General features: G+C 70.0%; 17 protein-coding genes and 3 pseudogenes. 14 read left to right on the top strand and 6 right to left on the bottom strand.

The genetic code is table 11. The annotated features are described in order from the left end of the window. The first annotated feature begins 26 nt into the window (after window positions 1-26). Window positions 27-812 (top strand): glutamate racemase, encoded by a 786-nt coding sequence (locus HNR57_RS36895; RefSeq protein WP_184567394.1) that lies wholly within the window; start codon window positions 27-29, stop codon window positions 810-812. Between the two features lie 113 nt (window positions 813-925). Next, window positions 926-1,480 (top strand): hypothetical protein, encoded by a 555-nt coding sequence (locus tag HNR57_RS36890; protein ID WP_184567392.1) that lies wholly within the window; start codon window positions 926-928, stop codon window positions 1,478-1,480. Between the two features lie 50 nt (window positions 1,481-1,530). Here HNR57_RS36890 and HNR57_RS36885 read toward each other — a convergent pair whose 3' ends face one another. Next, a complete protein-coding gene (locus tag HNR57_RS36885; RefSeq protein WP_313675800.1) occupies window positions 1,531-2,589 on the bottom strand; it encodes an O-antigen ligase family protein in 1,059 nt (352 codons plus the stop codon). A gap of 224 nt (window positions 2,590-2,813) precedes the next feature. Here HNR57_RS36885 and lnt point away from each other — a divergent pair, with 224 nt between their 5' ends. The 4 genes from lnt to HNR57_RS36865 all read left to right on the top strand — a co-directional run bounded on the left by lnt (window position 2,814) and on the right by HNR57_RS36865 (window position 7,816). Continuing rightward, the gene (gene lnt / locus HNR57_RS36880; RefSeq protein ID WP_184567388.1) at window positions 2,814-4,430 is read left to right on the top strand and encodes an apolipoprotein N-acyltransferase; all 1,617 of its coding nucleotides are present in this window, start codon (window positions 2,814-2,816) and stop codon (window positions 4,428-4,430) included. Window positions 4,431-4,498: 68 nt separating this feature from the next. Continuing rightward, window positions 4,499-4,978: an NUDIX hydrolase gene (locus HNR57_RS36875; RefSeq protein WP_184567386.1), complete on the top strand. Its 480-nt coding sequence runs from the start codon at window positions 4,499-4,501 to the stop codon at window positions 4,976-4,978. A gap of 54 nt (window positions 4,979-5,032) precedes the next feature. Further along, the gene (locus HNR57_RS36870) at window positions 5,033-5,836 is read left to right on the top strand and encodes a 3-hydroxybutyrate dehydrogenase (protein WP_184567384.1); all 804 of its coding nucleotides are present in this window, start codon (window positions 5,033-5,035) and stop codon (window positions 5,834-5,836) included. A gap of 75 nt (window positions 5,837-5,911) precedes the next feature. Beyond that, on the top strand, window positions 5,912-7,816 hold the full coding sequence (locus tag HNR57_RS36865; protein WP_184567382.1) for a helix-turn-helix domain-containing protein: 1,905 nt from the start codon (window positions 5,912-5,914) through the stop codon (window positions 7,814-7,816). Window positions 7,817-7,867: 51 nt separating this feature from the next. On the opposite strand, the gene HNR57_RS36860 is transcribed toward HNR57_RS36865, so the two are convergent. Continuing rightward, entirely contained in the window at window positions 7,868-9,259 is a 1,392-nt protein-coding gene (locus HNR57_RS36860; RefSeq protein WP_184567380.1) for an MFS transporter, read from the bottom strand. A gap of 611 nt (window positions 9,260-9,870) precedes the next feature. Between HNR57_RS36860 and HNR57_RS36855 the strand changes: the two genes are divergently transcribed. Further along, a protein-coding gene (locus tag HNR57_RS36855; RefSeq protein WP_184567377.1) for an IS5 family transposase occupies window positions 9,871-10,681 on the top strand; the annotation gives its coding sequence in 2 pieces (ribosomal slippage) (window positions 9,871-10,244 and window positions 10,243-10,681; 813 coding nt in all). A gap of 92 nt (window positions 10,682-10,773) precedes the next feature. Here HNR57_RS36855 and HNR57_RS40125 read toward each other — a convergent pair. Continuing rightward, window positions 10,774-10,970 (bottom strand): annotated as a pseudogene (locus HNR57_RS40125) (hypothetical protein); the annotation flags it as partial. A gap of 136 nt (window positions 10,971-11,106) precedes the next feature. Here HNR57_RS40125 and HNR57_RS36850 point away from each other — a divergent pair. The 4 genes and pseudogenes from HNR57_RS36850 (at window position 11,107) to HNR57_RS36835 (ending at window position 15,469) form a co-directional block, all read left to right on the top strand. Then, complete coding sequence (locus tag HNR57_RS36850; RefSeq protein WP_184567375.1) at window positions 11,107-11,595, top strand: GNAT family N-acetyltransferase; 489 nt, start codon at window positions 11,107-11,109, stop codon at window positions 11,593-11,595. 227 nt (window positions 11,596-11,822) lie between these two features. Then, window positions 11,823-12,421 (top strand): annotated as a pseudogene (locus HNR57_RS40120) (PP2C family protein-serine/threonine phosphatase); the annotation flags it as partial. Between the two features lie 485 nt (window positions 12,422-12,906). Continuing rightward, window positions 12,907-14,958, top strand: a complete 2,052-nt coding sequence (locus tag HNR57_RS36840) for a spermine/spermidine synthase domain-containing protein (RefSeq protein WP_313675799.1) — start codon at window positions 12,907-12,909, stop codon at window positions 14,956-14,958. Between the two features lie 169 nt (window positions 14,959-15,127). Beyond that, entirely contained in the window at window positions 15,128-15,469 is a 342-nt protein-coding gene (locus HNR57_RS36835) for a transglycosylase family protein (RefSeq protein ID WP_281403947.1), read from the top strand. Window positions 15,470-15,563: 94 nt separating this feature from the next. On the opposite strand, the gene HNR57_RS36830 is transcribed toward HNR57_RS36835, so the two are convergent. Beyond that, window positions 15,564-16,118, bottom strand: coding sequence for a carboxymuconolactone decarboxylase family protein (locus tag HNR57_RS36830; RefSeq protein WP_184567371.1), 555 nt, complete (start codon window positions 16,116-16,118; stop codon window positions 15,564-15,566). 34 nt (window positions 16,119-16,152) lie between these two features. Between HNR57_RS36830 and HNR57_RS40115 the strand changes: the two genes are divergently transcribed. Beyond that, window positions 16,153-16,644, top strand: a complete 492-nt coding sequence (locus HNR57_RS40115) for a UDP binding domain-containing protein (protein ID WP_184567369.1) — start codon at window positions 16,153-16,155, stop codon at window positions 16,642-16,644. Between the two features lie 279 nt (window positions 16,645-16,923). Here the strand turns inward: HNR57_RS40115 and HNR57_RS36820 are convergent, their stop codons facing one another. Then, window positions 16,924-18,393 carry a non-reducing end alpha-L-arabinofuranosidase family hydrolase gene (locus HNR57_RS36820; RefSeq protein WP_184567367.1) on the bottom strand — a complete coding sequence of 490 codons (1,470 nt, stop codon included), beginning with the start codon at window positions 18,391-18,393 and terminating at the stop codon, window positions 16,924-16,926. Window positions 18,394-19,065: 672 nt separating this feature from the next. Here HNR57_RS36820 and HNR57_RS36815 point away from each other — a divergent pair. Both HNR57_RS36815 and HNR57_RS36810 read left to right on the top strand, forming a co-directional pair. Then, window positions 19,066-20,496, top strand: coding sequence for an endo-1,4-beta-xylanase (locus HNR57_RS36815; RefSeq protein WP_184567365.1), 1,431 nt, complete (start codon window positions 19,066-19,068; stop codon window positions 20,494-20,496). 31 nt (window positions 20,497-20,527) lie between these two features. Next, a complete protein-coding gene (locus tag HNR57_RS36810; RefSeq protein ID WP_221343471.1) occupies window positions 20,528-21,901 on the top strand; it encodes an RICIN domain-containing protein in 1,374 nt (457 codons plus the stop codon). An 87-nt stretch (window positions 21,902-21,988) separates the two neighbouring features. Here the strand turns inward: HNR57_RS36810 and HNR57_RS36805 are convergent. Then, window positions 21,989-22,248: pseudogene (locus HNR57_RS36805) on the bottom strand (DUF418 domain-containing protein); the annotation flags it as partial. Window positions 22,249-22,445: the final 197 nt, after the last annotated feature.

Below are 22,445 nucleotides of genomic sequence, written 5' to 3'. Positions count from 1 at the left end.
GACGGCTCATCGTCTATCGTGATCGGGTGAAGATCGCGCTCATGGACTCCGGAATCGGTCTGCTGGCGGCCACCGCCGCGGTACGGCGGCTGCGCCCCGACGCCGATCTCGTGCTCTCCCTGGACCCCGACGGCATGCCGTGGGGCCCGCGCACCCCGCGGGACCTCACCCAGCGTGCCCTGGCTGTCGCCGAAGCCGCCGCCGCGCGCCGCCCCGACGCCCTGATCGTCGGCTGCAACACCGCGACCGTGCACGCGCTCACCGCCCTGCGCGCCCACCTCGAACCGGCCCTTCCGGTCATCGGCACCGTCCCGGCGATCAAGCCGGCCGCGGCCGGCGGCGGGCACCTGGCCATCTGGGCCACCCCGGCCACCACCGGCAGCCCCTACCAGCAGGGCCTGATCCGGGACTTCGCCGGAGGCGTGCCCGTCACCGAGGTGCCGTGCTGGGGCCTTGCCGAAGCCGTGGAGCACGCGGACGAGGCGGCGATCGACGCGGCCGTGTCCGCGGCCGCCGCCCTCACCCCGGACGACGTGACCACCGTCGTCCTCGGCTGCACCCACTACGAACTGGTCGCCGAGCGCATCCGGACCGCCGTCCAGCGCCCCGGCCGCCCGCCCCTCGTGCTGCACGGCTCCGCGGGAGCCGTGGCCGCCCAGGCCCTGCGGAGGCTCGGCGAGCAGCCCGCGCCCGGAGCCACACCGCACGGCACGCTCACCGTGCTGCTCAGCGGACGCGAGGGCACGTTGCCCGCCCCCGCCCTGGCGTACGCCGAAGGGCGCCTGATGCAGGCCGTCACGCCAGCCCGCTGACCGGGACCCGTCACCGACGGTCACCGGCGGGCCGGATCAGCCCGGCGCCCGGCCGGTGCGTCACACTCCGCCACAAGGTAGCTGCGCAGCGAAATCTGAGTACCCTCAATGACATGAGGGACCACCTCCACGGCGAGAACACCCCCCACCCGCACTCGGACGTCTGGACCGGCCGCGCCACCAACCGGGTGCAGTGGCTGCTGGCGCTCGTGGGTGCCGCCTGCATGGCGCTCGGCATCGAGCTGGCCGTCGACTCGGCATGGACATCCGGTGTCGCCCCGCTGGTCATGGCAGTCGTCGGGTGCATCGCCGCCGGGCTGCTGGTCCTCTTCGGAACGCTCGCCTTCGTGCACGTCGCGCTCCGGGTCGACGAGGAGCACCTGGAGGTGCGCTGCGGCCACATCGGCGTGCCCCGCCGCCGCATTCCGCTCTCCCAGGTGGCCGGCGCCACGTACATCTCCCACGTCACCCCGCGGCACTGGGGCGGCTGGGGATACCGATGGCGTCCCGAGAAGGGCACCGCGGTGGTCGTACGGCGTGGTGAGGGCGTCGAGCTGGAGCTGTGGGACGGGCACACCTTCACGATCACCGTGGACGACGCGGAGGCGGCCGTACGGGTCATCGAGGCACGCCTGCGGCCCACCAAGCCGGGCGCTCCCGCGCACTGAGTCGCCGGTAGCCCGTCACCGGGGGTGATCGCGGCCGTGATCACCGGCTGTCACCAGGCGGGAGTGCGTCCCGCCCCGCGTGCCTGTGCCTCCGGAGTGCGGCTCGACGGTTCGAAGGGGCGTGCCGTGGCCATGCCCGCCAGCAGGCCCGCTCCCACCGACACCGCCGTGAAGCTCAGCGCGTTGCCGATCGCGGCGATGGCGGCGAGCGCCGTCAGAGCCGCGCCGGCCGTGAGTGCCACCGGCGTCGGGCGAGGGCCGCGCCACAGCGCGTACAGGACCCAGCCGAACACCGCCGCGAGCAGGATCACGCCGACGATCCCCTGTTCGGCCGCCTGCTGCAGGGGCGCCGAGTGGGGCTTGCCGTCGGACAGCAGCGACTTGGCGGACGTCGTGCTCAGCTCCCCGAAACGGCCCGGGCCGGCCCCCAGGGCGGCGTCGTCGCCCAGCAGATGCCACGCGTCCTGCCACAGCCGCACGCGGTGCGGCGTCAGCCGCCCCTCCAGAGCGGCCAGGAACCCGCCCGGTACGGCCTGCGCGGCGACCGCCCAGACCAGACCGGTCACCGCGGCGGCGACAGCGGCCAGCACGGCCATCCCGGCGCCGCGGTGACGGGTGCGGCCGGCGGCCAGAGAGCACACCAGCACCGCGAGACAGGTGACGAGACCGGTGGTCGAGCCGAGCACGGCAGCAAGCACCGCGGTGCCGGCGGCCAGCAGGCGCAGGGCGAACCGGACGGCCGGAACCGGCGCCGCCCAGGCAGCACAGCACGCGGCACCGGCCGACAGCGTCAGGACGGCGGCCGTGGCCCCGGCATGCCCGAGGGGCGCGGCGATCTGCGGGCCCGGAGCGAGGTGCGGGACTGCAACCGTCAGCGCGATGCCGGCCAGCGCCCCGGCGAAGGGAGCGCCGACCGGCAGCAGCGCCCCGCTGATCCGCCCGGCGGCGTATCCCGCTGCCACGGCCAGCACCGCCAGGAGAACCCCCTCGGGCCTGCCGTCGTGCACGGCCGCCGTGACCAGGGACCAGGCGGCGCAGGTGCCCAGCACCACGACACCCGCCGCGTCAGAAACGATTCGTCTCTCGCCGTCCGCGTCCGGTCCGGACACGGACGTCACCCCACTGGAACCCACCCCGCCCGCCCCCCGGCGCACCTTCGCCCCCGACCTGTGAAGACCCCGGCCGCCCCGGCCACCACGGGCCGTACGACTGAGGCTTGGCACACGGTAACGGCTGGTGGTCGGTTTGGGGATGTGTCGTGACGAAATGAACAGGGAGTCCCCGACGCCCACCGCGCTGTCGGCCCCAAGGTCACGCGCCGTAGACTCCGGGAGTGACCGTCACCGCAACCTCCGTCGGCGAGTCGGACCAGCTGGAGCCGCGGATCGCGCCCGGGGCGCGGACGTGGGCCCGGCGGCTCGTGCGTCTCGTTCCGGCCGCCGCAGCCGCGCTCTCCGGCCTGCTCCTCTATGTCTCCTTCCCGCCCCGCACGCTGTGGTGGCTGGCGCTGCCGGCCTTCGCCGTCTTCGGCTGGGTGCTGCGCGGCCGCGACTGGAAGGCGGCACTGGGCCTCGGCTACCTCTTCGGCCTCGGCTTCCTGCTGCCGCTGCTGGTGTGGACCGGAGTGGAGGTGGGGCCGGGCCCCTGGCTCGCCCTGGTGGCCATCGAGGCCCTCTTCGTCGCCGCGGTGGGCGCCGGAGTCGCGGCCGTGTCGAAGCTGCCCGGCTGGCCGGTGTGGGCGGCCGCCGTGTGGATCGCCGGCGAGGCGGCACGCGCGCGTGCGCCCTTCAACGGCTTCCCCTGGGGGAAGGTCGCGTTCGGCCAGGCGGACGGTGTGTTCCTGCCGCTCGCCGCGGTGGGCGGCACCCCGGTCCTCGGCTTCGCGGTCGCGCTGTGCGGTTTTGGACTGTACGAGGTCGTCCGGCTCGCCGTGGAACGGCGGCGGACCGGTGAGGTACGGCGCTCCGCCGCTGCCCTGGGCCTGCTGAGCCTGGCCGTCCCGCTCGTGGCCGCCGTCGCCGCCCGGCCCCTGGTCAGCGACACGGCCGAGGACGGCAGTGCCACCGTCGCGGTGATCCAGGGCAACGTGCCCCGCGCCGGCCTCGACTTCAACTCCCAGCGGCGGGCCGTGCTCGACTACCACGCGCGTGAGACCGAACGCCTGGCCGCCGAGGTCAAGGCGGGCAAGCTCACGCAGCCCGACTTCGTGCTGTGGCCGGAGAACTCCTCCGACATCGATCCCTTCGCCAACCCCGACGCCCGCGCCGTCATCGACACGGCGGCCAAGTCCATCGGGGTGCCCATCTCGGTCGGCGGTGTCGTCGAACGGGACGGCAAGCTGTACAACGAGCAGATCCTGTGGGACCCGGCGAAGGGCCCCGTCGACACCTACGACAAGCGCCAGATCCAGCCGTTCGGCGAGTACCTGCCGCTGCGCTCGCTCATCGGCGCGATCAACAAGAACTGGACGGCCATGGTCCGCCAGGACTTCAGCCGGGGCACCAAGCCGGGTGTGTTCACCATGGACGGCGCCAAGGTCGGCCTCGTCACCTGCTACGAGGCCGCCTTCGACTGGGCCGTGCGCTCCGAGGTCACCGACGGCGCCCAGATGATCTCCGTACCCAGCAACAACGCCACCTTCGACCGCAGCGAGATGACCTACCAGCAGCTGGCCATGTCCCGCGTACGCGCGGTCGAGCACAGCCGGACCGTGACCGTGCCGGTGACCAGCGGTGTCAGCGCGATCATCATGCCGGACGGCCGGATCACCCAGAAGACCGGCATGTTCGTGGCCGACTCCCTGGTGCAGAAGGTGCCGCTGCGGTCCTCGCAGACCCCCGCCACCCGGCTCGGCATCCTGCCGGAGGTCGCGCTCGTGCTGGTCGCGGCGGGCGGACTCGGCTGGGCCGTCGGCGCCGGACTGCGGGCACGACGCGCCGGTGACGCGTAGCCATACGCAGGTCGCACGGCGCCTGAATAGCGCCGGGGCGCCGGAAGCGGCCCACTAGGGTCGACGGCATGGCTACTCCCGACTTCATCCGCACACTCCGTTCCTCGGCCGGCCATCAGCTGCTCTGGCTCCCCGGGGTCACCGCCCTCGTCTTCGACGACGAGGGCAGAGTGCTGCTCAACCGCCGGGCCGACACCCGCAGGTGGTCCGTGATCGGCGGCATCCCCGACCCGGGAGAGCAGCCCGCGGCCTGCGCGGTGCGGGAGGTCTACGAGGAGACGGCCGTGCGCTGCGTCGCCGAACGGGTCGTCCTCGTCCAGGCCCTGGATCCCGTCACGTACGAGAACGGTGACACCTGCCAGTACATGGACATCACCTTCCGCTGCCGGGCCGTCGGCGGCGAGGCACGGGTCAACGACGACGAGTCGCTGGACGTGGCCTGGTTCGACGTCGACGCACTGCCCGAGCTGAACGAGTTCGGGCTGCTCCGGATCAAGCAGGCCCTGTCGGACGCCCCCACATGGTTCGACCCCACTGCTACCGGCTGAACTATGGGGCCTGACCATATGTGGTGAGGCGTGGGCGCTGCCTAGGGTCGCACCATGACCGCGTCGTCCCGTGCCCCCCTGGCCCCCCATGCCTCCTCGCTCGACCTGGGCGGCCGCACCGCGCTCGTCACCGGCGCCGCCGGCGGCATCGGCCGTGCCTGCGCGCTGCGGCTCGCGGCCGCCGGGGCCAAGGTGAGAGCCGTCGACCGGGACGCCGCGGGCCTGGAGGCACTGGCCGGCCAGGGACACGGCCTCGCCGGCACGGTGGAGCCGCACGTCCTCGATCTCACCGACCTGGACGCCGCCGAACTCGCTGCCGCGGGCACCGATGTCCTCGTCAACAACGCCGGGCTCCAACTGGTGCGTCCCATCGAGGAGTTCCCACCCGACGTGTTCCACACGGTGCTCACCGTGATGCTGGAGGCGCCGTTCCGGCTCATCCGCGGAGCCCTGCCCCACATGTACGGACAGGGGTGGGGCCGCGTCGTGAACGTGTCGTCCGTCCACGGGCTGCGCGCCTCGGCCTACAAGTCGGCCTATGTGGCTGCCAAACACGGGCTGGAGGGACTGTCCAAGACCACCGCCCTCGAAGGCGCGCCCCATGGTGTCACCTCGAACTGTGTGAACCCCGCATATGTGCGCACCCCACTGGTGGAGAAGCAGCTGGCCGACCAGGCGCAGGCGCACGGCATCCCCGAGGAGCGCGTCCTGTCCGAGGTGCTGCTGCAGGACAGCGCCGTCAAACGGCTGATCGAACCGGAGGAGGTCGCCGAGGCCGTGGCGTATCTGTGCGCTCCGCAGGCGTCCTTCGTGACCGGTACCTCGCTCGTGCTCGACGGTGGCTGGACCGCCCACTGAGCAGCCGGTCCCGTCGGCCGGGGCAGTTGTCCACAGGGCTGACGGGGCGGGCCGGTCATGGTGAATCCTGTGAGCATGTCCAGCGATCACGTGCAGGTTGCCGAAATGCCGTTCCTCGAGCTCCTGGCCCGGGGTGCGTCGGCCGACGCCTACGAGCAGCCGGAGCTGCTCGCGCGTGCCGAAGGGCGCCCGGCGGAGTGGATCGCCGCGCTCCGGCAGGCCAAGCCGCTCGCCCTGCGCGTACGCGCGGAGCTGGAGGGACGACGCCGGCGCGAGGCCGAGCTGTCCGCCCTGTTCGAGACGGCTCACGACCTGGCCGGGCTGCGCGACCTCGACGCGGTTCTCCAGGCGATCGTGCAGCGCGCCCGCTCACTGCTGGGCACGGACGTCGCCTACCTCAGCCTGAACGACACCGAGCGCGGCGACACCTACATGCGGGTCACCGAGGGCTCGGTCGCGGCCCGCTTCCAGCAGCTGCGGCTCGGCATGGGGGAGGGGCTCGGCGGCCTGGTCGCGCAGACCGCGCGCCCCTATGTCACCGACGACTACTTCAAGGACGACCGTTTCCAGCACACCCTCACCATCGACGCGGGCGTGCGGGACGAGGGGCTGGTCGCCATCCTCGGCGTGCCGCTGACGCTCGGGCACCACGTCATCGGCGTGCTGTTCGCCGCGGACCGCCGCGCCCGGGTCTTCGAGCGGGAGCAGATCGCCCTGCTCGGCTCCTTCGCCGCCCTCGCCGCGGCCGCCATCGACACCGCCAACCTGCTCGCCGAGACCAGGTCGGCCCTGGCCGGCCTGGAGCGGGCGAACGAGATCATCAGGGACCGCAGCGGCGTCATCGAGCGCGCCTCCGACGTGCACGACCGGCTCGCCGAACTCGTCCTGCGCGGCGGCGGGGTGCACGACGTGGCCGCCGCCGTCTCCGAGATCCTCGACGGCACCGTCGAGTTCGCCGAGGCCGCCGCCGCACCCGCCGGGGCCCTGGAGAAGTCCGGCGCGCAGGGGCACGCGGTGCTGCACGAGGACGACTGGATCGCCGCCGTCGCCGCCGGGGGCGAGCTGCTCGGCGCTCTGGTGCTGCGCGGGCACCCGGGACTCGACCCGGTCGACCAGCGCACCCTGGAGCGCGCCGCCATGGTCACCTCCCTGCTGCTCCTGGCCCGCAGATCCGCCGCCGAGGCCGAGCAACGCGTGCGCGGTGAGCTGCTGGACGACCTGCTGGACGCCCGCGACCGCGACCCGCGCCTGCTGCGGGAGCGCGCGGCCCGGCTCCATGCCGACCTCGACGCGCTCCACGTGGTGCTGGCCGCGCGGCTGGAGGGCGGTGCGGCCGGCGCCGACCAGGAGGCGGACGCCCGCCGACGCCTGGCAGCGGCGGCGTCCCACCTGGCCGCGACCCGGCACGGCCTGGCCGCCGCCCGCGACGGCGGCACCGTCCTGCTGCTGCCCCTCGGCCCTGCCGACACCGCCACCGACGTGGCCCGACGGGCCGCCCGGCATCTGGGCACGGCGGTCCACGCCCCGGTCACCGTCGGCGCTTCCGCACCCGCCGAGGACCTCGCCACCCGCCCCGAGACCGTGGCGACGGCCTACGCGGAGGCCCGCCGCTGCCTCGAAGCGCTGCGCGTCCTCGGCCGCTTCGGGGACGGAGCCGCCGCCGAGGACTTCGGCTTCCTCGGACTGCTCCTGGCCGGCGACCGGGACATCCCCGGTTTCGTCGACCGCACCATCGGCGAGGTCGTCGCCTACGACCGCCGACGCGGCACGGAACTGCTGCGCACCCTCGACGCCTACTTCGCCTGCGGCATGAGTCCCGCCCGCACCAAGGACGAGCTGCACGTCCATGTGAACACCGTCGCCCAGCGCCTGGAGCGCGTCGGCCGCCTCCTCGGCGACGACTGGCAGAGCCCGGCGCGGGCTCTGGAGATCCAACTCGCCCTGCGCCTGCACCGGTTGTCGGCACCGGAACAGCGCTGACCCCCGTACGCAGCCTACGTACGGGGGCCGGAGATCACTGCTCTTGGAGGGTCAGGCGGTGCGGGCGTCCTCCGGGGCGGCGGCCTTCCGGTCCGCGCCCTGGCCGGCGGGAACCGCGACATCGGCCAGGTCCCGGTGGCGCGTTTCCTTGGCCGCCGCCACCGCGACGACCGTGAGCAGGGAGGCGGCGATGACGTACAGCGCGATCGGCGTCGAACTGCCGTAGTCGGACAGCAGCGCGGTGGCGATCAGCGGCGCGGGCGCGCCCGCGGCCACCGAGGCGAACTGCGCACCGATCGACGCACCGGAGTAACGCATGCGCGTCGCGAACATCTCGGAGAAGAACGCGGCCTGGGGCGCGTACATCGCCCCGTGCAGGACCAGTCCGACCGTCACGGCGAGGATCAGGTTGCCGAAGCCGCCGGTGTCGATGAGCGAGAAGAACGGGAACATCCACAGCCCGACCCCGACCGCACCCATCAGATACACCGGCCGGCGGCCGATCCGGTCGGACAGCGCGCCCCACCCGGGGATGACGGCGAAGTGCACGGCCGAGGCGATGAGCACCGCGTTGAGCGCGGTCTGCTTGGAGACACCGGCCGAGGTGGTGGCGTAGACGAGGATGAACGCGGTGATGACGTAGTAGCTGATGTTCTCCGCCATGCGGGCGCCCATGGCGACCAGGACGTCACGCCAGTGGTGCCGCAGCACGGCGACGAGCGGCAGCTTCTCGGCCTCCGCGCCCGCGTCCGCCTTGCGGGCCTCGGCCTGCGCCAACGCCTGCTGGAAGACCGGCGATTCATCGACAGAAAGACGAATCCACAAACCGACGATCACCAGCACCCCGGAGAGCAGGAACGGGATCCGCCACCCCCAGCTGCCGAACGCGGCGTCCGACAGCAGGGCAGTGAGCAGCGACAGCACACCGGTGGCGAGGAGCTGCCCGGCCGGTGCTCCGGTCTGCGGCCACGACGCCCAGAACCCACGCCGCCGCGCGTCCCCGTGCTCCGACACCAGCAGCACGGCACCGCCCCACTCACCGCCGAGTGCGAACCCCTGGACCAGCCGGAGCACGGTGAGCAGCACCGGTGCGGCCGACCCGATGGTGGCGTGCGTCGGCAGCAGCCCGATGGCGAAGGTCGCCCCGCCCATCAGCAGCAGACTCAGCACCAGCAGCTTCTTGCGCCCGAGCCGGTCGCCGTAGTGCCCGAACACCAGCGCGCCGAGCGGCCGGGCGGCGAACCCGACGGCGTACGTCAGGAACGACAGCAGGGTGCCGACGAGCGGGTCGGAGTCCGGGAAGAACAGCTTGTTGAACACGAGCGCGGCGGCGGAGCCGTAGAGGAAGAAGTCGTACCACTCGATGGTGGTGCCGATGAGGGACGCGGCGACGATGCGCTTGAGGTTGCCCTGGGGTGGTGGGGCGGTGGATGCGGAGGCCATGGGCGCCACTTCCTCGTGTGCGGTGGGGACGGGTACGTGTTCGCACACGGTAGGAACGTGCAGGTCAGGGGCACATGTGGTGGGACTACATAGTTGGCGGGTGGGGTATGCGCGCAGCCACCATGATGGCTCAGGGAAGGGTGGTTCAGGGGCCCGGGGGCGGTCGAAACGATCGCTGTCTGGTAACGCTGGTTCGGGGTGAAATGACGGCGCAGTGCTGACTCCCGTGCTGGTTGGGTGCTGACTGAAAAGCCCACGTCATCACCCGTCCTCACCTGTCCCGTGCCGACTTGGTGCTGACTTGGTGCTGACTACGCTGCGTCGAACTCGGGCATGTTGCTCAGCTGGGACAGGGGCTCACTTCCTGGTTGCCGTCGGTGCGCCAGGAGGCCTTCACCAGAGCGTCGGAAGCCCGAGCGCTCCGAACCTTTGCGCAGCCCGTAAATGATCTCTGGAACGCGTTGATGTGATCGTCGGTTGCGGCGTTGCGGGCTACTGGCGAGGCCACGGTTGTGCAGCTGGGCAGCTCCTTGCTCATGCGTCGGCGATGCGGCATGACCAGTCCTGCGTTCCAGCCCTGACTGTCAGCCTGATCGTTCGTTGATGAGGACATGGGGAAGCGTCAGTCGCGGCCGTGGATCGTGTCGGACGAACTGTGGTCGCTCATTGAGCCGTTGCTGCCAGAACCGCCTCCGAAGCAGGTCGAGGGCCGGCCGCGGGTGCCGGACCGGCAGGCCCTGTGCGGCATCCTGTTCGTTCTGCACACCGGCATCCAGTGGGAGTACCTCCCCCAGGAGCTCGGCTTCGGTTCGGGCATGACCTGCTGGCGCCGCCTTGCCGCTTGGAACGAGGCAGGCGTCTGGGATCAGCTCCACCAGCTGCTGCTGAACAGGCTGCGGTCGAAGAACCAGTTGGACTGGTCGCGGGCGGTGATCGACTCCTCCCACGTCCGGGCTGCACGCAGGGGCCCAAAAGCGGGCCCAGCCCGGTCGACGCGCACGGCCGGGCAGCAAACACCACGTCATCACCGACGGCCAAGGGATCCCGCTCGTGGTGTCGCTGACCGGTGGAAACCGCAACGACGTCACCCAACTGCTGCCGCTGCTGGACAAGATTCCACCCGTCGCTGGGGTGGTCGGCCGGCCGCGCAGGCGGCCCGACATGCTCTTCGCGGACCGCGGCTATGACCACGACAAGTACCGCCGTCTGCTGCGGCAGCGCGGCATCCGGCCCGCGATCGCGGAGCGGGGACAACCCCACGGCACCGGCCTGGGCACCTTCCGCCGGGTCGTCGAGCGGACGATCTCCTGGCTGCACGGCTTCCGCCGCTTACGGATCCGGTGGAAACGACGCGCCGACATCCATGAGGCCTTCCTCGGCCTCGCCGCCTGCCTGATCACCCACTGCCTTAGGGCCAGTTAGCGGCACAGAGGCGCGGACAGAACCCTTGAAGCCAAGTGGCAGTTGGGCAGTCCGGGGACCGCGGGCCGGTGGGGTCGTGGGGGAGGGGAACAGTGGCCGAGGTGGCGCAGGCAGTCCTCGAACGTGGCGTGCATCGCGTCCGAGGGGCCGCAGTGCCGGTTGAACCAGGCGGCGTCCAGAAGCGTTTCGGGCTGCTGGTGCCCGGTGCGGCACCGCAGCCATCCTGGCCGCCGGGGGAGATGCTGAGCCAGTCCCGGTACGTATCGCACTCGGCGCAGACGACAACCTCGTGGCCCTCCGTAGATCGTTCAACCTGGGGTCGACGCCGTCGAAGCCGGTGACGCAGATCGCGGCGGACTCGAAGTACTGGCTCGCGCAGCCGACCCGCCGCAGGAAGGCACTCCCCGGTGCGAAATACTCTCCCGATGAGTTCACGCACTTCCCGGATCATCCAGCCGATCACGATACGGAGGGCAGTCGCTCGGGATGCCAAACGGCTCACGCGGCTCGTGCGTGGCTCAGGCGCTTACGAGGGTAAGTACGCAGCCGCAGTGGCGGGCTACCGGGTTGGTCCTGATTACATCGAGGCGCATCGCGCCTTCGTGGCCGTCGGCGCCGACGAGTATGGAGGCCGGGTCATCGGGTTCTACTCGCTCGTCCTTGCTCCACCGGAGCTCGACCTGCTGTTCGTCGCCGACGGAGCGCAAGGACGTGGTATTGGACGACTGCTCGTTGGGCACATGCAGTCCGAGGCCCGTGCCGCCGGGCTCGACCGTGTCAAGGTCGTGTCGCATCTTCCCGCCGAGGACTTCTACCACCGCGTCGGTGCAGTGCGGACCGGGACCGCGCTCGCGAACCCGCCCGTCGTGCCGTGGGACCGTCCCACATTCGAGTTTCGCATTCCACCGGAATGACACGGTGTGCCGGTTCACAGGGCACCGGCTCATCTGCATGGTGGCAGGCATGCAGGAGGCGCTGGACGCCGCGCGCTCCGTGAGTGCCGTCGTCTCTGCCCTGGCCGGGGTCCTGCGCCGGCGGCCGCTCCCGGCGACTCCTCCCTCGCCTCCTGGTTTCGACGGCGGATGACGGAAGGCAGGACGCGACGGGAATGGGTCTCCCTCGCCCGTGCGCCTGCTGATCGCCGCCGGGACGACGGCTGATCCTCGCTCCGCTGCACGGTCGGACTCAGGCCCTGGGCAGCGTCGTCCTCATCCGCGGACCTGCCAGGGCCGACTTCACTGGTGACGACCTGCTCGTCGCCTCCCAACTCGCCACACACACGGCTCTCGGAATGCACAAGGCGGTGCTGTACGCGCGTGAGGCATCCGTCGCGGATGCGCTCCAGCGCACGATGCTCCCGCCGTCGCTGCCCGAGCCGGCCGGAGTCCTGCTGGCCAGTCGCTATCTGGCGGCCTGGCGCACCGCGCAGGTCGGCGGCGACTGGTACGACGCGATTCCGCTGCCGGGCAGCAGGGTCGCGCTGGTCATCGGCGATGTGATGGGCCATTCCAGACGTCGGCCGCGATCATGGGCCAGCTGCGCACCATCGTGCAGACCCTGGCCGGACTCGATCTCCCGCCGGACGAAATTCTGCACCACCTCGACGAGCAAGCGGCGCGTTTGGGCACCGAGCACACGGCGACCTGCCTGTACGCGATGTACGACCCCGTACGGCACCGATTGCTCGCATCCAATGCCGGCCACCTCCCGCCGCCCCTCCTGCACGTCCGTACGCGCTCTACGACTCACCATCCGGATCTGCGGCATCGCCCGAGCCGGACACCCACCACCCGCGCAGCCAGCCAGAGCCCGTACGGTGGGCGGCGTTCGCGCAGCGCGCCGGTGCGGGGACAGGTGACGCGGCCGACGGCCCTGCCGTGGTGCCGGGCGGCATGGGCGCCTGAGCATTACCTCGACCGAGTTGACCGAGTGCTTCCTCCGCCTCGTCCTCGCCGCCGTCGGCCGCCCCGACGGTGCCGACGGCATCGTCGTGGCGCCCGCCTGATACCCGGGTCAGGCAGCGATGCAGAGCTGGTCGCATGCGTTGTTCCGGGCCTGGTGGAGGTGGAAGCAGTCGACTAGTGGCTACGGAATTGACGTTGGAGTCGGCGCTCGCGCAGGCGGCGTGGGCGGAGGCGGTCCGGACAGCCCTCTGAGCGCAATCCGCTCCTTGAACCGGCCCAGCATCTCGACTCGCCGCTCCGGAAGTGGCACTGTGAACGACCGTGAATCTGGTCAAAATCGGGCAAAATGGAAGCTCGGTGCGCCTGAGGCTCATGCTGGCCAGCGCCACTATGCTCTTCGTCGAGCTGGCGCTGATCAGATGGGCCGGCGCCAATGTCGTCCACCTCAGCTACTTTTCGAACTTCATCCTGCTGGGGTCGTTCCTCGGCATCGGCATCGGCATCGGGTTCCTGATTCCTGCCGAGCGCGGACACTGGCTCAAACGCTGGACACCGATCCCGCTCGTGCTTCTCGTCGTCCTGGTACGCGAGTATCCGGTGCAGGTGCGTCAGAGCAGCGACCAGGTCCTCTACTTCACCGCCGTGAAGACCACCGGCCTTCCCGAGTGGGTGACGCTGCCGGTTATCTTCCTGCTGACCGCGGTGATCATGGCTGGGATCGGCAAGATCACAGCCGACCTCTTCCGTCAGCTTCCCTCGCTCGACGCCTACCGCTACGACCTGCTCGGAAGCCTCACCGGCTCGGTGTCCTTCGCTGTGCTGTCCTGGCTCCGCGCTCCGTCGGTCGTGTGGGGCGTACTCGCCGCCGTGGCCCTGCTGATCCTGGGCGGCCGCCGCAACACGCTGCTGCACGGCATCCCCTTGACCGTGATGGTCGCCGTGCTGTTCGTGGAGACGACGACGGCCGGCATCCTCTGGTCGCCCTACTACAAGATCCAGCTCAAAACCTCACCGACCTCGACCCGGACCCACTACATCTCCGCCAACGGCGTCCCGCACCAGAGCACCGCGCCGCTCCCGGTGCTGATGCGCGAGAACTCGCCCTACCGGCAGGCGTACGACCAGACACCCCACAACCCCCACAAGCGCGTGCTGGTCATCGGGGCCGGCAACGGCAATGACGTCGCGGTCGCGCTGGCGTATCAAGCGGAGCATGTGGACGCGGTCGAGATCGACCCCCGGCTCCAGCAGATCGGCGCGCAGCTGCACCCCGCGCAGCCGTACGACGATCCCAGGGTGCATGTCCACATCGACGACGGAAGGGCCTTCCTCGAGCGCTCGAACACCAAGTACGACCTCATCATCCTGGCACTGCCGGACTCGCTGACGCTGGTGGCCGGCGCGAGCAATCTGCGCCTGGAGAGCTACCTGTTCACTCAGCAGGCGTTCGAGGCCGCGCGCGACCATCTGGCGCCGGGCGGCGCATTCGCCATGTACAACTACTACCGGAAAAGCTGGTTGGTCGACCGTTTCGCCGGCACCCTCGACCACGTCTACGGCCATGCCCCCTGTATGACGACGTTCAACAAGAACGCCGCCGTGCTGGTGGCCGGAATGACCCCCGCCGACCAGTCCTGCCGGCAGAGCTGGCAGCCCAGCGGCGCGGTCCCGGCGGCCGCGAGCGATGACCACCCCTTCCCGTATCTGCTCCACCGGACCATTCCCACGCTCTACCTGGGCGCGCTCGGCGCGATCCTGCTGGTGACGCTCCTGTCGGTACGCCTGACCGGGGTCCGCATCCGAAGTACGTTCCGCTATACCGACATGTTCCTGCTGGGCGCGGCCTTCATGTTGCTCGAAACGAAGAACGTGATCGGTTTCGCGCTCTACTTCGGTACGACCTGGCTGGTCAACGCCCTCGTCTTCATCGGCGTGCTGCTGGCGGTCCTTGGCGCGGTGGAAGTCCGGCGCAGGCTACGGCGGGTCAACCAGATGGCGCTGCAGCTTCTGCTCTTCACCTCTCTCGCGGCAGCCTGGCTCGTCCCGGCGCACGCCGTGCTCTCGCTGCCTTTCGCCGCTCGGCTCGCCTCCGCCATCGCCCTGGCGTTCGCCCCCATCTTCTGCGCCAACCTCATCTTCTCGGACCGCCTCGCGCTCGCTCCGGACCCGACCTCGGCGTTCGGCGCGAATCTGCTGGGCGCGCTGACCGGGGGCGCGCTCGAGTACCTGGCCCTTGTGACGGGCTATCAGGCCATCTTGCTGGTCGTCGCCACGTTGTACCTGGGGGCGGGCGTCGCCATGCGTTTCGCCGGGCGCGGGCCGGGTGGGCAGGCAACGCGAGTTCCGGACGAGACGGCTGGTTCCAAGGCCTGAAGCCTTTCCTCACTGGTGCAGGACGCCTGCTCCGGCGCCGAGGCCTCGACAACCCGAGCCGTCACTCCGGCCGAGTACAGCCTTTTGGCGTAGAAGTCCTCGTTCTCGATTCGCCACTTACGTAACGCGGTGCAACGGTCTGCATATGATCTCATCGCAGAAGACTGAAATGATCAGTACTCACGACTGCCGCCGCCGTAGGGGGAGTCCGGCATTCGTGCTACTGGCGACCGCCCTGATACTGGGCATTGCCACGCGAGCGGAGGCCCTGCCGGCTGGTCAGTTCGGGCCTGACTGGGACGCCATCGCTGCGTGCGAGTCCAGCGGCAACTGGAAGGCGAACACCGGCAACGGCCACTACGGCGGTCTGCAGTTCACCCACTCCAGCTGGGTTGCCGCCGGCGGACTGAAATTCGCGCCGCGTGCCGACCTGGCCACCCGCGAAGAACAGATCACCGTGGCCAAGCGCCTGGCCGCCCTGCAGGGTATGTCCGCATGGTCCTGCGCGTGAGTGAAGACTACTGACACCTGTCCATCCCCTTCGTACCGGTTGCCGCTGGATGTCGAGGTTCTGGGTGACGGCCTTGACGACCTCATCCGGTTGTTCAGCGGCCGTCTCCGTCAGGGCGCTGTGGGCCGGCCAAGATGCGGGTGCTGACGCCGATCCGGTTCCAGGCGTTGACGGTGGCGACTGTCATGACAAGTGCCGCCAGTTGCCGGTCGTCGTAGTGGGAGGCGGCTTCGTTCCACACGTCGTCGGGCACACCGTCGGAGCCGAGGCGGGTGGCGGCGTCGGTCAGGGCGAGAGCGGCACGTTCGGCCTTGCTGAAGAAGGGGGACTCGCGCCAGGCCACCAGGGAGAACAGTCGTTCGTCTGGTTCTCCGCCGTTCCTGGCGCGGCCACTGTGCAGGTGTACACAGAACGCGCAACCGTTGAGCTGACTGGCCCGCAGCTTGACCAACTCGCGCAGCGGGGCCGGCAGCGAACTCGACGAGAGGTATCGCTCCAGACCCAGCATGGCCTGATAGGCAGCGGGCTCCAGCTCCGCGAGGACACCTACCGCAACGTGAACATCGCCCTGGTCAACGAACTCGCCGTCGCCGCCCGGGCACTGGGAGTCGATGTGTGGGAGCTCTCGACTGCGCGCGCACGAAACCATTCGGTTTCCAGGAGTTCCGGCCGGGACCAGGTGGGTGGGTGGGCACTGCATCCCGGTCGACCCCGTCTATCTCACGCACTGGGCGCGCACCGGCGGGACGCCGCTGCGGCTGGTCGAGCTCTCGCAGGAGGTCAACGCAGGGATGCCGGCGCATGTCGTGCGGCGTGCCGAGTACTTGCTCAACGAGCGGGGGAGCGCCCTGCGGGAGGCGCGGGTGCTGCTTGTCGGAGTGACCTACAAGCGCAACAGTACGGACCTGCGGGCCACGCCCGCCGCCGCGATCGTCCAACTGATGCGGCAGAGCGGCGCAGGCGTCACGTACCACGACCCGTTCGTGGACACCTGGGCGCCGGGCGGCGAACCGGTGAAGCGGTCCGTCGACGCACTGGCTGCCGCCGCGGACGCCGACCTCACGATTCTGGTGCAGGACCACGACTCCGTTCCGCTTGACCGGTTGCCCGAGTACGCCCGGCTGCTGCTCGACACCCGGGGCCGGCTGCGCGGCACCTGCGCCCATCAACTCTGAGATGTGCCGGTGCGGGCACCACGACGGAGGCCGGGGAGTGGGACATCTGCTTACCGCTACAGCGCTTCTGCGAAGAACAGCCTTGCACCGCTCCGGTGCTGCGCCGGAGGGGGGAACAGGTGGGGCAGGACCGCGTCAGCACGCCTCCGGCCCGGTGCCGGCTCCGTGGTTGTGCGTTGCCGTATGAGTGCTGACGTTGTCGCGTGACCTGGGCGGGCTCGGCCTTCCGCCGAGCCCGCCACGCCGGCTTACTGCCGGAGCCGAACGCGTGTCACGTCGTCAGCGCCGCAGTGTCAGCAGACCCGGACGGTAGGGCAGGAGGCCGTAGTCGCCGCCTGAGTTGGGGCTGCGACCCTGGTAGAGCAGCTGCAGGTTGCAGGGATCGACGGTCATGGTCTGATCAGGGCTGGTGCGGAGCAGTTCGCCATGGCTGATGTCGTCGGTCCAGGTGGCGCCGCTGTTGGCCTTGCCGGCGAAGGGGTTGCTCTCGGTCGCGGCCTGGGGTGTCCACGAGCCGTTCAGACTGGTGGCCGTGAACGAGCGGAAGTAGCGGTGGCCCTGCGCGCCGATCGCCTCGACGATCATGAGGTAGCGGTTCTGGCCCTGCAGCTTGTAGACCTGCGGGGCCTCGAACAGGTTGTTCCTCGTATCGCTCATGACCACTGTCGAGGTCGTACCGAAGCTGCCCGGGAAGTTCCCGATCGGCATACTGGCCCGGTAGATCTTGCCGTTGTCACCGGCGAAGAACAGGTACATGTTCGTCCCGTCGCCGATGAGCGTCTGGTCGATGGGGCCCGTTCCGGAGTCGGAGATGCTTCCGGAGAAGAGCACCTGCTGGGACGACCAGCCATTCGGATTGGTGGGGTCGCTCGACGTCCGGTAGGAGAAGGCGGTCCCGCCCCACTGGTAGGCGAGCACCCAGATGTTCTTCGGCGCGAAGTAGAAGAGCGTGGGCGCGACGGTGGAAGCCGACATCGTGTTCTGGCCGACCGAGGCCATCTCCGACCAGTTGGTGAACAGGCCGAAGTTCATCGAGCCCCACTTCGTCCCCGTGTCGTGCGTCGTCGCATAGACGAGTTGCCTGCCGTTGTAGGGGGCGACGGTGAAGTCCTTGAGCGAGACCCACCCCGGCTTGGGCTGCGCCAGTGCACCCGTCGATGTCCAGCGGTAGGTCGACGGAAGATCGCACGGGCCGGGGTTGCCGGCACCGACCTTGACGAGCTGCCACTGCTGGTTGGCGCCGCCCCAGTCGTCGTACTGGACGATGTTCGCGTTGTCGGCGGTGGAGGCGCCTTGCACTTCGAGGGCCTTGTTGCTGTGGCGCGAGATGAGCCTCACGTAGCCGTCCGAGCTGTCGGCCAGCCGCCACTGCTGGTTGGTGCTGTTCAGGTCGGCCCACTGGACGATCGAGCCGCCGTTCGCGGTGGACCAGTTGTGGACGTCCAGCACCTTGCCCGAGTGCCGGGACTTGATGCGGTAGTAACCGCCCCCGGAATCGACGAACTGCCACTGCTGCTGGTTCTGGTCGTTCCTGGTCCACTGGGTGATGCGGGCGCCGTCGCCGGTCGCCATGTTGTGGACATCCAGGGCTTTGCCGCTGTTGCGGTTGACCAGCACATACGAGGCGCTGGGGTCTACGGTCGCCGCGCCTGCGGGCTGGGCACCGAGGAAGGTGGCCACGAGCAGCAAAGGCGCAAGGACGGCGAGTAAGCGTCTTGGGCGAACCGGGGACGGGTGGCGGAACCACATCAGAGGGCCTCCTTGGGAGCGGGGTGAGGCGACGCCGATGAACCGCTGAGCGGCGTACCGGGCGCCGTTCGAAACATTCGAAGAACTTCCCGATCCATGGAGGGCACAAGCTAGGAAGGTCGAGCCCTCCGGTCAAGGTCTGTCGCCGATCTGTCCACAAACAACTCCTCGCCTTCCGGGTCGGGCGTGTTCATCGGGGTGTTTCGGGTCAGCTTCGGCGCGACGGGTTTCCGAAAGTGTCGAACGGCGAACAGAAAGTTTCTCTGCGGTGACTATTGACGATCCACCGTCAATCCTTCAATCATCCCTCTCTGGGTGACCGGTCATGGTTCGAGATGTCGACCACGTCGGCCCTGGGTGATCTGTGCTGCACGGCAGATCCGCGCACCGACGCACCTGCGCCACCCCGTTCCGTTCCGGTGAGGCTCGCACCAGCGCCCCTGGCTCTTCGCTCTTCGCTCTTCGTGCGGACGGAGAGGTACGCGACGCCGCGTGACGGGCCCCCGGCTGAACCGCGATGGAGTACGCCCGTGTCCGTGTCGAAGCACCGCTGCCGCCCGGCGATGCGGTGCTGCCCGGTTCTGCCCGCCCCGTCCGTCTGCCGAGAGGGAGCGGACGACCCTTGCCACTGCGCTTCAGTCCTTCCGTGCTGTCTACCTTGGAGGCACAGTCATGGGCTCGTATGCCCTTCCCAGACCCGCTGTCCGCCGGCAGGTCCGCCGCCTGCTCTTGGCGCTGGTCCTCGGCGTCCTCGGTGTGGCCGCCGCACTGGCCGCGCCGCCGACCGCACACGCCGCCGAGAGCACCCTCGGCGCCGCGGCGGCGCAGAGCGGCCGTTACTTCGGCACCGCCATCGCCTCGGGCAGGCTGGGCGACTCGGCGTACACGACGATCGCGGGCCGTGAGTTCAACTCGGTGACGGCCGAGAACGAGATGAAGATCGACGCCACCGAACCGCAGCGGGGCCAGTTCAACTTCGCCGCCGGTGACCGCGTCTACAACTGGGCGGTGCAGAACGGCAAGCAGGTGCGCGGCCACACCCTGGCCTGGCACTCCCAGCAGCCCGGCTGGATGCAGAGCCTCAGCGGCAGCTCGCTGCGCCAGGCGATGATCGACCACATCAACGGCGTGATGCGCCACTACAAGGGCAAGATCGCCCAGTGGGACGTCGTGAACGAGGCCTTCGCCGACGGCAGTTCGGGAGCCCGGCGCGACTCCAACCTGCAGCGCACCGGCAACGACTGGATCGAGGTCGCGTTCCGCACCGCGCGCGCCGCCGATCCGGCCGCCAAGCTCTGCTACAACGACTACAACGTCGAGAACTGGACGTGGGCCAAGACCCAGGCCATGTACGCCATGGTCCGGGACTTCAAGCAGCGCGGCGTACCGATCGACTGCGTCGGCTTCCAGGCGCACTTCAACAACGACAGCCCCTACAACAGCAACTTCCGCACCACCCTGCAGAACTTCGCCGCCCTCGGTGTCGACGTGGCCATCACCGAACTCGACATCCAGGGCGCCTCGGCCACGACCTACGCCAACGTGACCAACGACTGCCTGGCCGTCCCGCGCTGCCTCGGCATCACCGTCTGGGGTGTGCGCGACTCCGACTCCTGGCGACCGGAGCACACGCCGCTGCTGTTCAACCGCGACGGCAGCAAGAAGCCCGCCTACACCGCCGTCCTCAACGCACTCAACGGCGGTACCTCCACGCCCCCCTCGGACGGCGGGACGATCAAGGGCGTCGGTTCGGGCCGCTGCCTGGACGTGCCCGGTACCAGCACCACCGACGGCACCCAGCTCCACCTGTGGGACTGCCACAACGGCACCAACCAGCAGTGGACGTACACCGCCGCCGGCGAGCTCAGGGTCTACGGCAACAAGTGCCTGGACGCAGCCGGCACCGGCAACGGCACCAAGGTCCAGATCTACAGCTGCTGGGGCGGCGACAACCAGAAGTGGCGTCTCAACTCCGACGGATCCATCGTCGGCGTCCAGTCCGGGCTCTGCCTCGACGTCGTCGCGGGAGGCACCTCCAACGGCACCCTGATCCAGCTCTATACCTGCTCGAACGGCAGTAACCAGCGCTGGACCCGCACCTGATGGGATCCACGACAGACGAAAGGGTGAATCGATGAAGCCCTACGGTGCGGTTTCCCCCGCCCCTCCACGACGACATCGCTGGTGGTCCCGGGTCGCCGCCGTGGTGGCGACGACCCTCGCGGCCGGCGTGCTCGCCGCGGTGCATCCGGCGCCCGCCGAGGCGGCGACGGTGGACAGCAATGCCTGGTACGTCCTGGTCAACCGCAACAGCGGCAAGGCGCTGGGCGTCTCGGGCGCGTCCACCGCCGACGGCGCGCGGGCCGGCCAGTGGCCGCGCAGCGACGGAAACAGCCAGCAGTGGCAGTTCGTGGACTCCGGCGACGGCTTCTACCGGCTCAAGGCCCGGCATTCGGGCAAGGTTCTCGACGTGGCCGGGGCCTCGACCGCGGACGGTGCCGTGATCCAGCAGTGGGCCGACCACAACGGGGCCAACCAGCAGTTCCGCCTGGCCGACTCCGATGCGGGGCACGTCCGGCTGATCAACCGCGCCAGCAGTAAGGCGGTGGAGGTGCAGGGCGCCTCCACCACCGACGGAGGCAACGTCGTCCAGTACTCCGACTGGGGCGGCGCCAACCAGCAGTGGCAGATGGTCAAACTGTCGTCCGGGGGCGGCGGAGGATGCGGCAGCGCTCCGACACCCCTGACGAGCGGTACACACACGATTCAGAGCGGCGGTAAGAGCCGCAGCTTCATCCTCAGGGTTCCCGCCAACTACGACAACAGCCGCCCCTACCGGTTGATCTTCGCGTTCCACTGGCGGGGCGGAACCGCCGGCGACGTCGCGTCGGGCGGCACGAGCGGGAGCGCCTGGTCCTACTACGGCCAACAGGAACAGTCGAACAACGGCGCGATCCTCGTCGCTCCCCAGGGCCTCGGCAACGGCTGGGCCAATGCGGGCGGTGAGGACATCACCTTCGTCGACGACATGATCCGGCGCATCGAGGGCGGCCTCTGTGTCAACCCGGCACAGCGTTTCGCCACGGGATTCAGCTGGGGCGGCGGTATGAGCTACGCACTCGCCTGCAGCCGGGCCAACGTCTTCAGGGCCGTCGCGGTCATCTCCGGCGCTCAGATCAGCGGGTGCAGCGGCGGCACCCAGCCCATCGCCTACTTCGGAATCCACGGCATCAGCGACTCCGTCCTCAACATCGGGCAAGGACGGTCCCTGCGCGACAGGTTCGCCGGCAACAACGGCTGCACTTCCCAGAGCCCGCGCGAGCCCGCGCCGGGCAGTCGAACGCACATCACCACCACCTACTCGGGCTGCCGTGCCGGATACCCGGTCCAGTGGGCCGCGTTCGACGGAGGCCACATTCCCGGTCCGGTCGACGGCTCCTCCGGCGAGAGTGGCGCCGCCACCTGGACCAAAGCAGAGATCTGGAGGTTCTTCGCACAGTTCCAGTGACCCGCCCGCACCGCGGAGTGGAACCAGGGGATCCGTGAGCGGTCCAGGCCGGGGTGGGGCGCGGAGGTGTCCCACCCCGGCCTGGTCTCATCGGATGTGCTTCACCGGCTTGGTGGCGGCGTTGAGGAGGTACTCCAGGGGGCCGCGGCGGAAGAAGCGGGACCAGATCGCGGCGAACACGATCGCCCGAGGACGAACATGAGCAGCGGCACCCACGACTGCTGGGAGCCGGTCCCGGCGGGCACGGACAGCGCGGACTGGGCGAGGAAGTGGCCGACGCAGGCGGTCAGGGACACGGTGCCCACGGCGATGACCGGCCTGGCCAGGCGGCGCAGTCGCGGCAGGCGCAGCGGCGGCTGTGTCGGTTCATACGGCGAATCTCGCGTGGACGTCCGAGGGCGGACCATCCGGCAGTCCTCGGTCACGGCCCCGCCGGTCGGCGGTCACCGCGCCGCCGACCGGCGGAGTCTCGTCCCGACCGGCCCGGTGCGCCCCGGCGCCTTCTTCAGCCGCACGGCGGGGTGGCACCCACCAGTCGGCCAGG

Origin of the sequence: Streptomyces paradoxus (genome assembly GCF_014202475.1) — a bacterium.
GTDB lineage: Bacteria > Actinomycetota > Actinomycetes > Streptomycetales > Streptomycetaceae > Streptomyces > Streptomyces paradoxus.
This window is presented reverse-complemented; position numbering and strand designations above follow the sequence as displayed.

Excerpts from the sequence above, each read along its gene's own strand:
- HNR57_RS36810 (WP_221343471.1), top strand. The coding sequence starts at position 20,528 with ATGAAGCCCTACGGTGCGGTTTCCCCCGCCCCTCCACGACGACATCGC.
- HNR57_RS36860 (WP_184567380.1), bottom strand. The coding sequence starts at position 9,259 with ATGGCCTCCGCATCCACCGCCCCACCACCCCAGGGCAACCTCAAGCGC.
- HNR57_RS36835 (WP_281403947.1), top strand. The coding sequence starts at position 15,128 with ATGATCAGTACTCACGACTGCCGCCGCCGTAGGGGGAGTCCGGCATTC.
- HNR57_RS36820 (WP_184567367.1), bottom strand. The coding sequence starts at position 18,393 with ATGTGGTTCCGCCACCCGTCCCCGGTTCGCCCAAGACGCTTACTCGCC.
- HNR57_RS36830 (WP_184567371.1), bottom strand. The coding sequence starts at position 16,118 with ATGGTTTCGTGCGCGCGCAGTCGAGAGCTCCCACACATCGACTCCCAG.
- HNR57_RS36865 (WP_184567382.1), top strand. The coding sequence starts at position 5,912 with ATGTCCAGCGATCACGTGCAGGTTGCCGAAATGCCGTTCCTCGAGCTC.
- HNR57_RS36875 (WP_184567386.1), top strand. The coding sequence starts at position 4,499 with ATGGCTACTCCCGACTTCATCCGCACACTCCGTTCCTCGGCCGGCCAT.
- HNR57_RS36890 (WP_184567392.1), top strand. The coding sequence starts at position 926 with ATGAGGGACCACCTCCACGGCGAGAACACCCCCCACCCGCACTCGGAC.
- HNR57_RS36850 (WP_184567375.1), top strand. The coding sequence starts at position 11,107 with ATGAGTTCACGCACTTCCCGGATCATCCAGCCGATCACGATACGGAGG.
- HNR57_RS36870 (WP_184567384.1), top strand. The coding sequence starts at position 5,033 with ATGACCGCGTCGTCCCGTGCCCCCCTGGCCCCCCATGCCTCCTCGCTC.
- HNR57_RS36815 (WP_184567365.1), top strand. The coding sequence starts at position 19,066 with ATGGGCTCGTATGCCCTTCCCAGACCCGCTGTCCGCCGGCAGGTCCGC.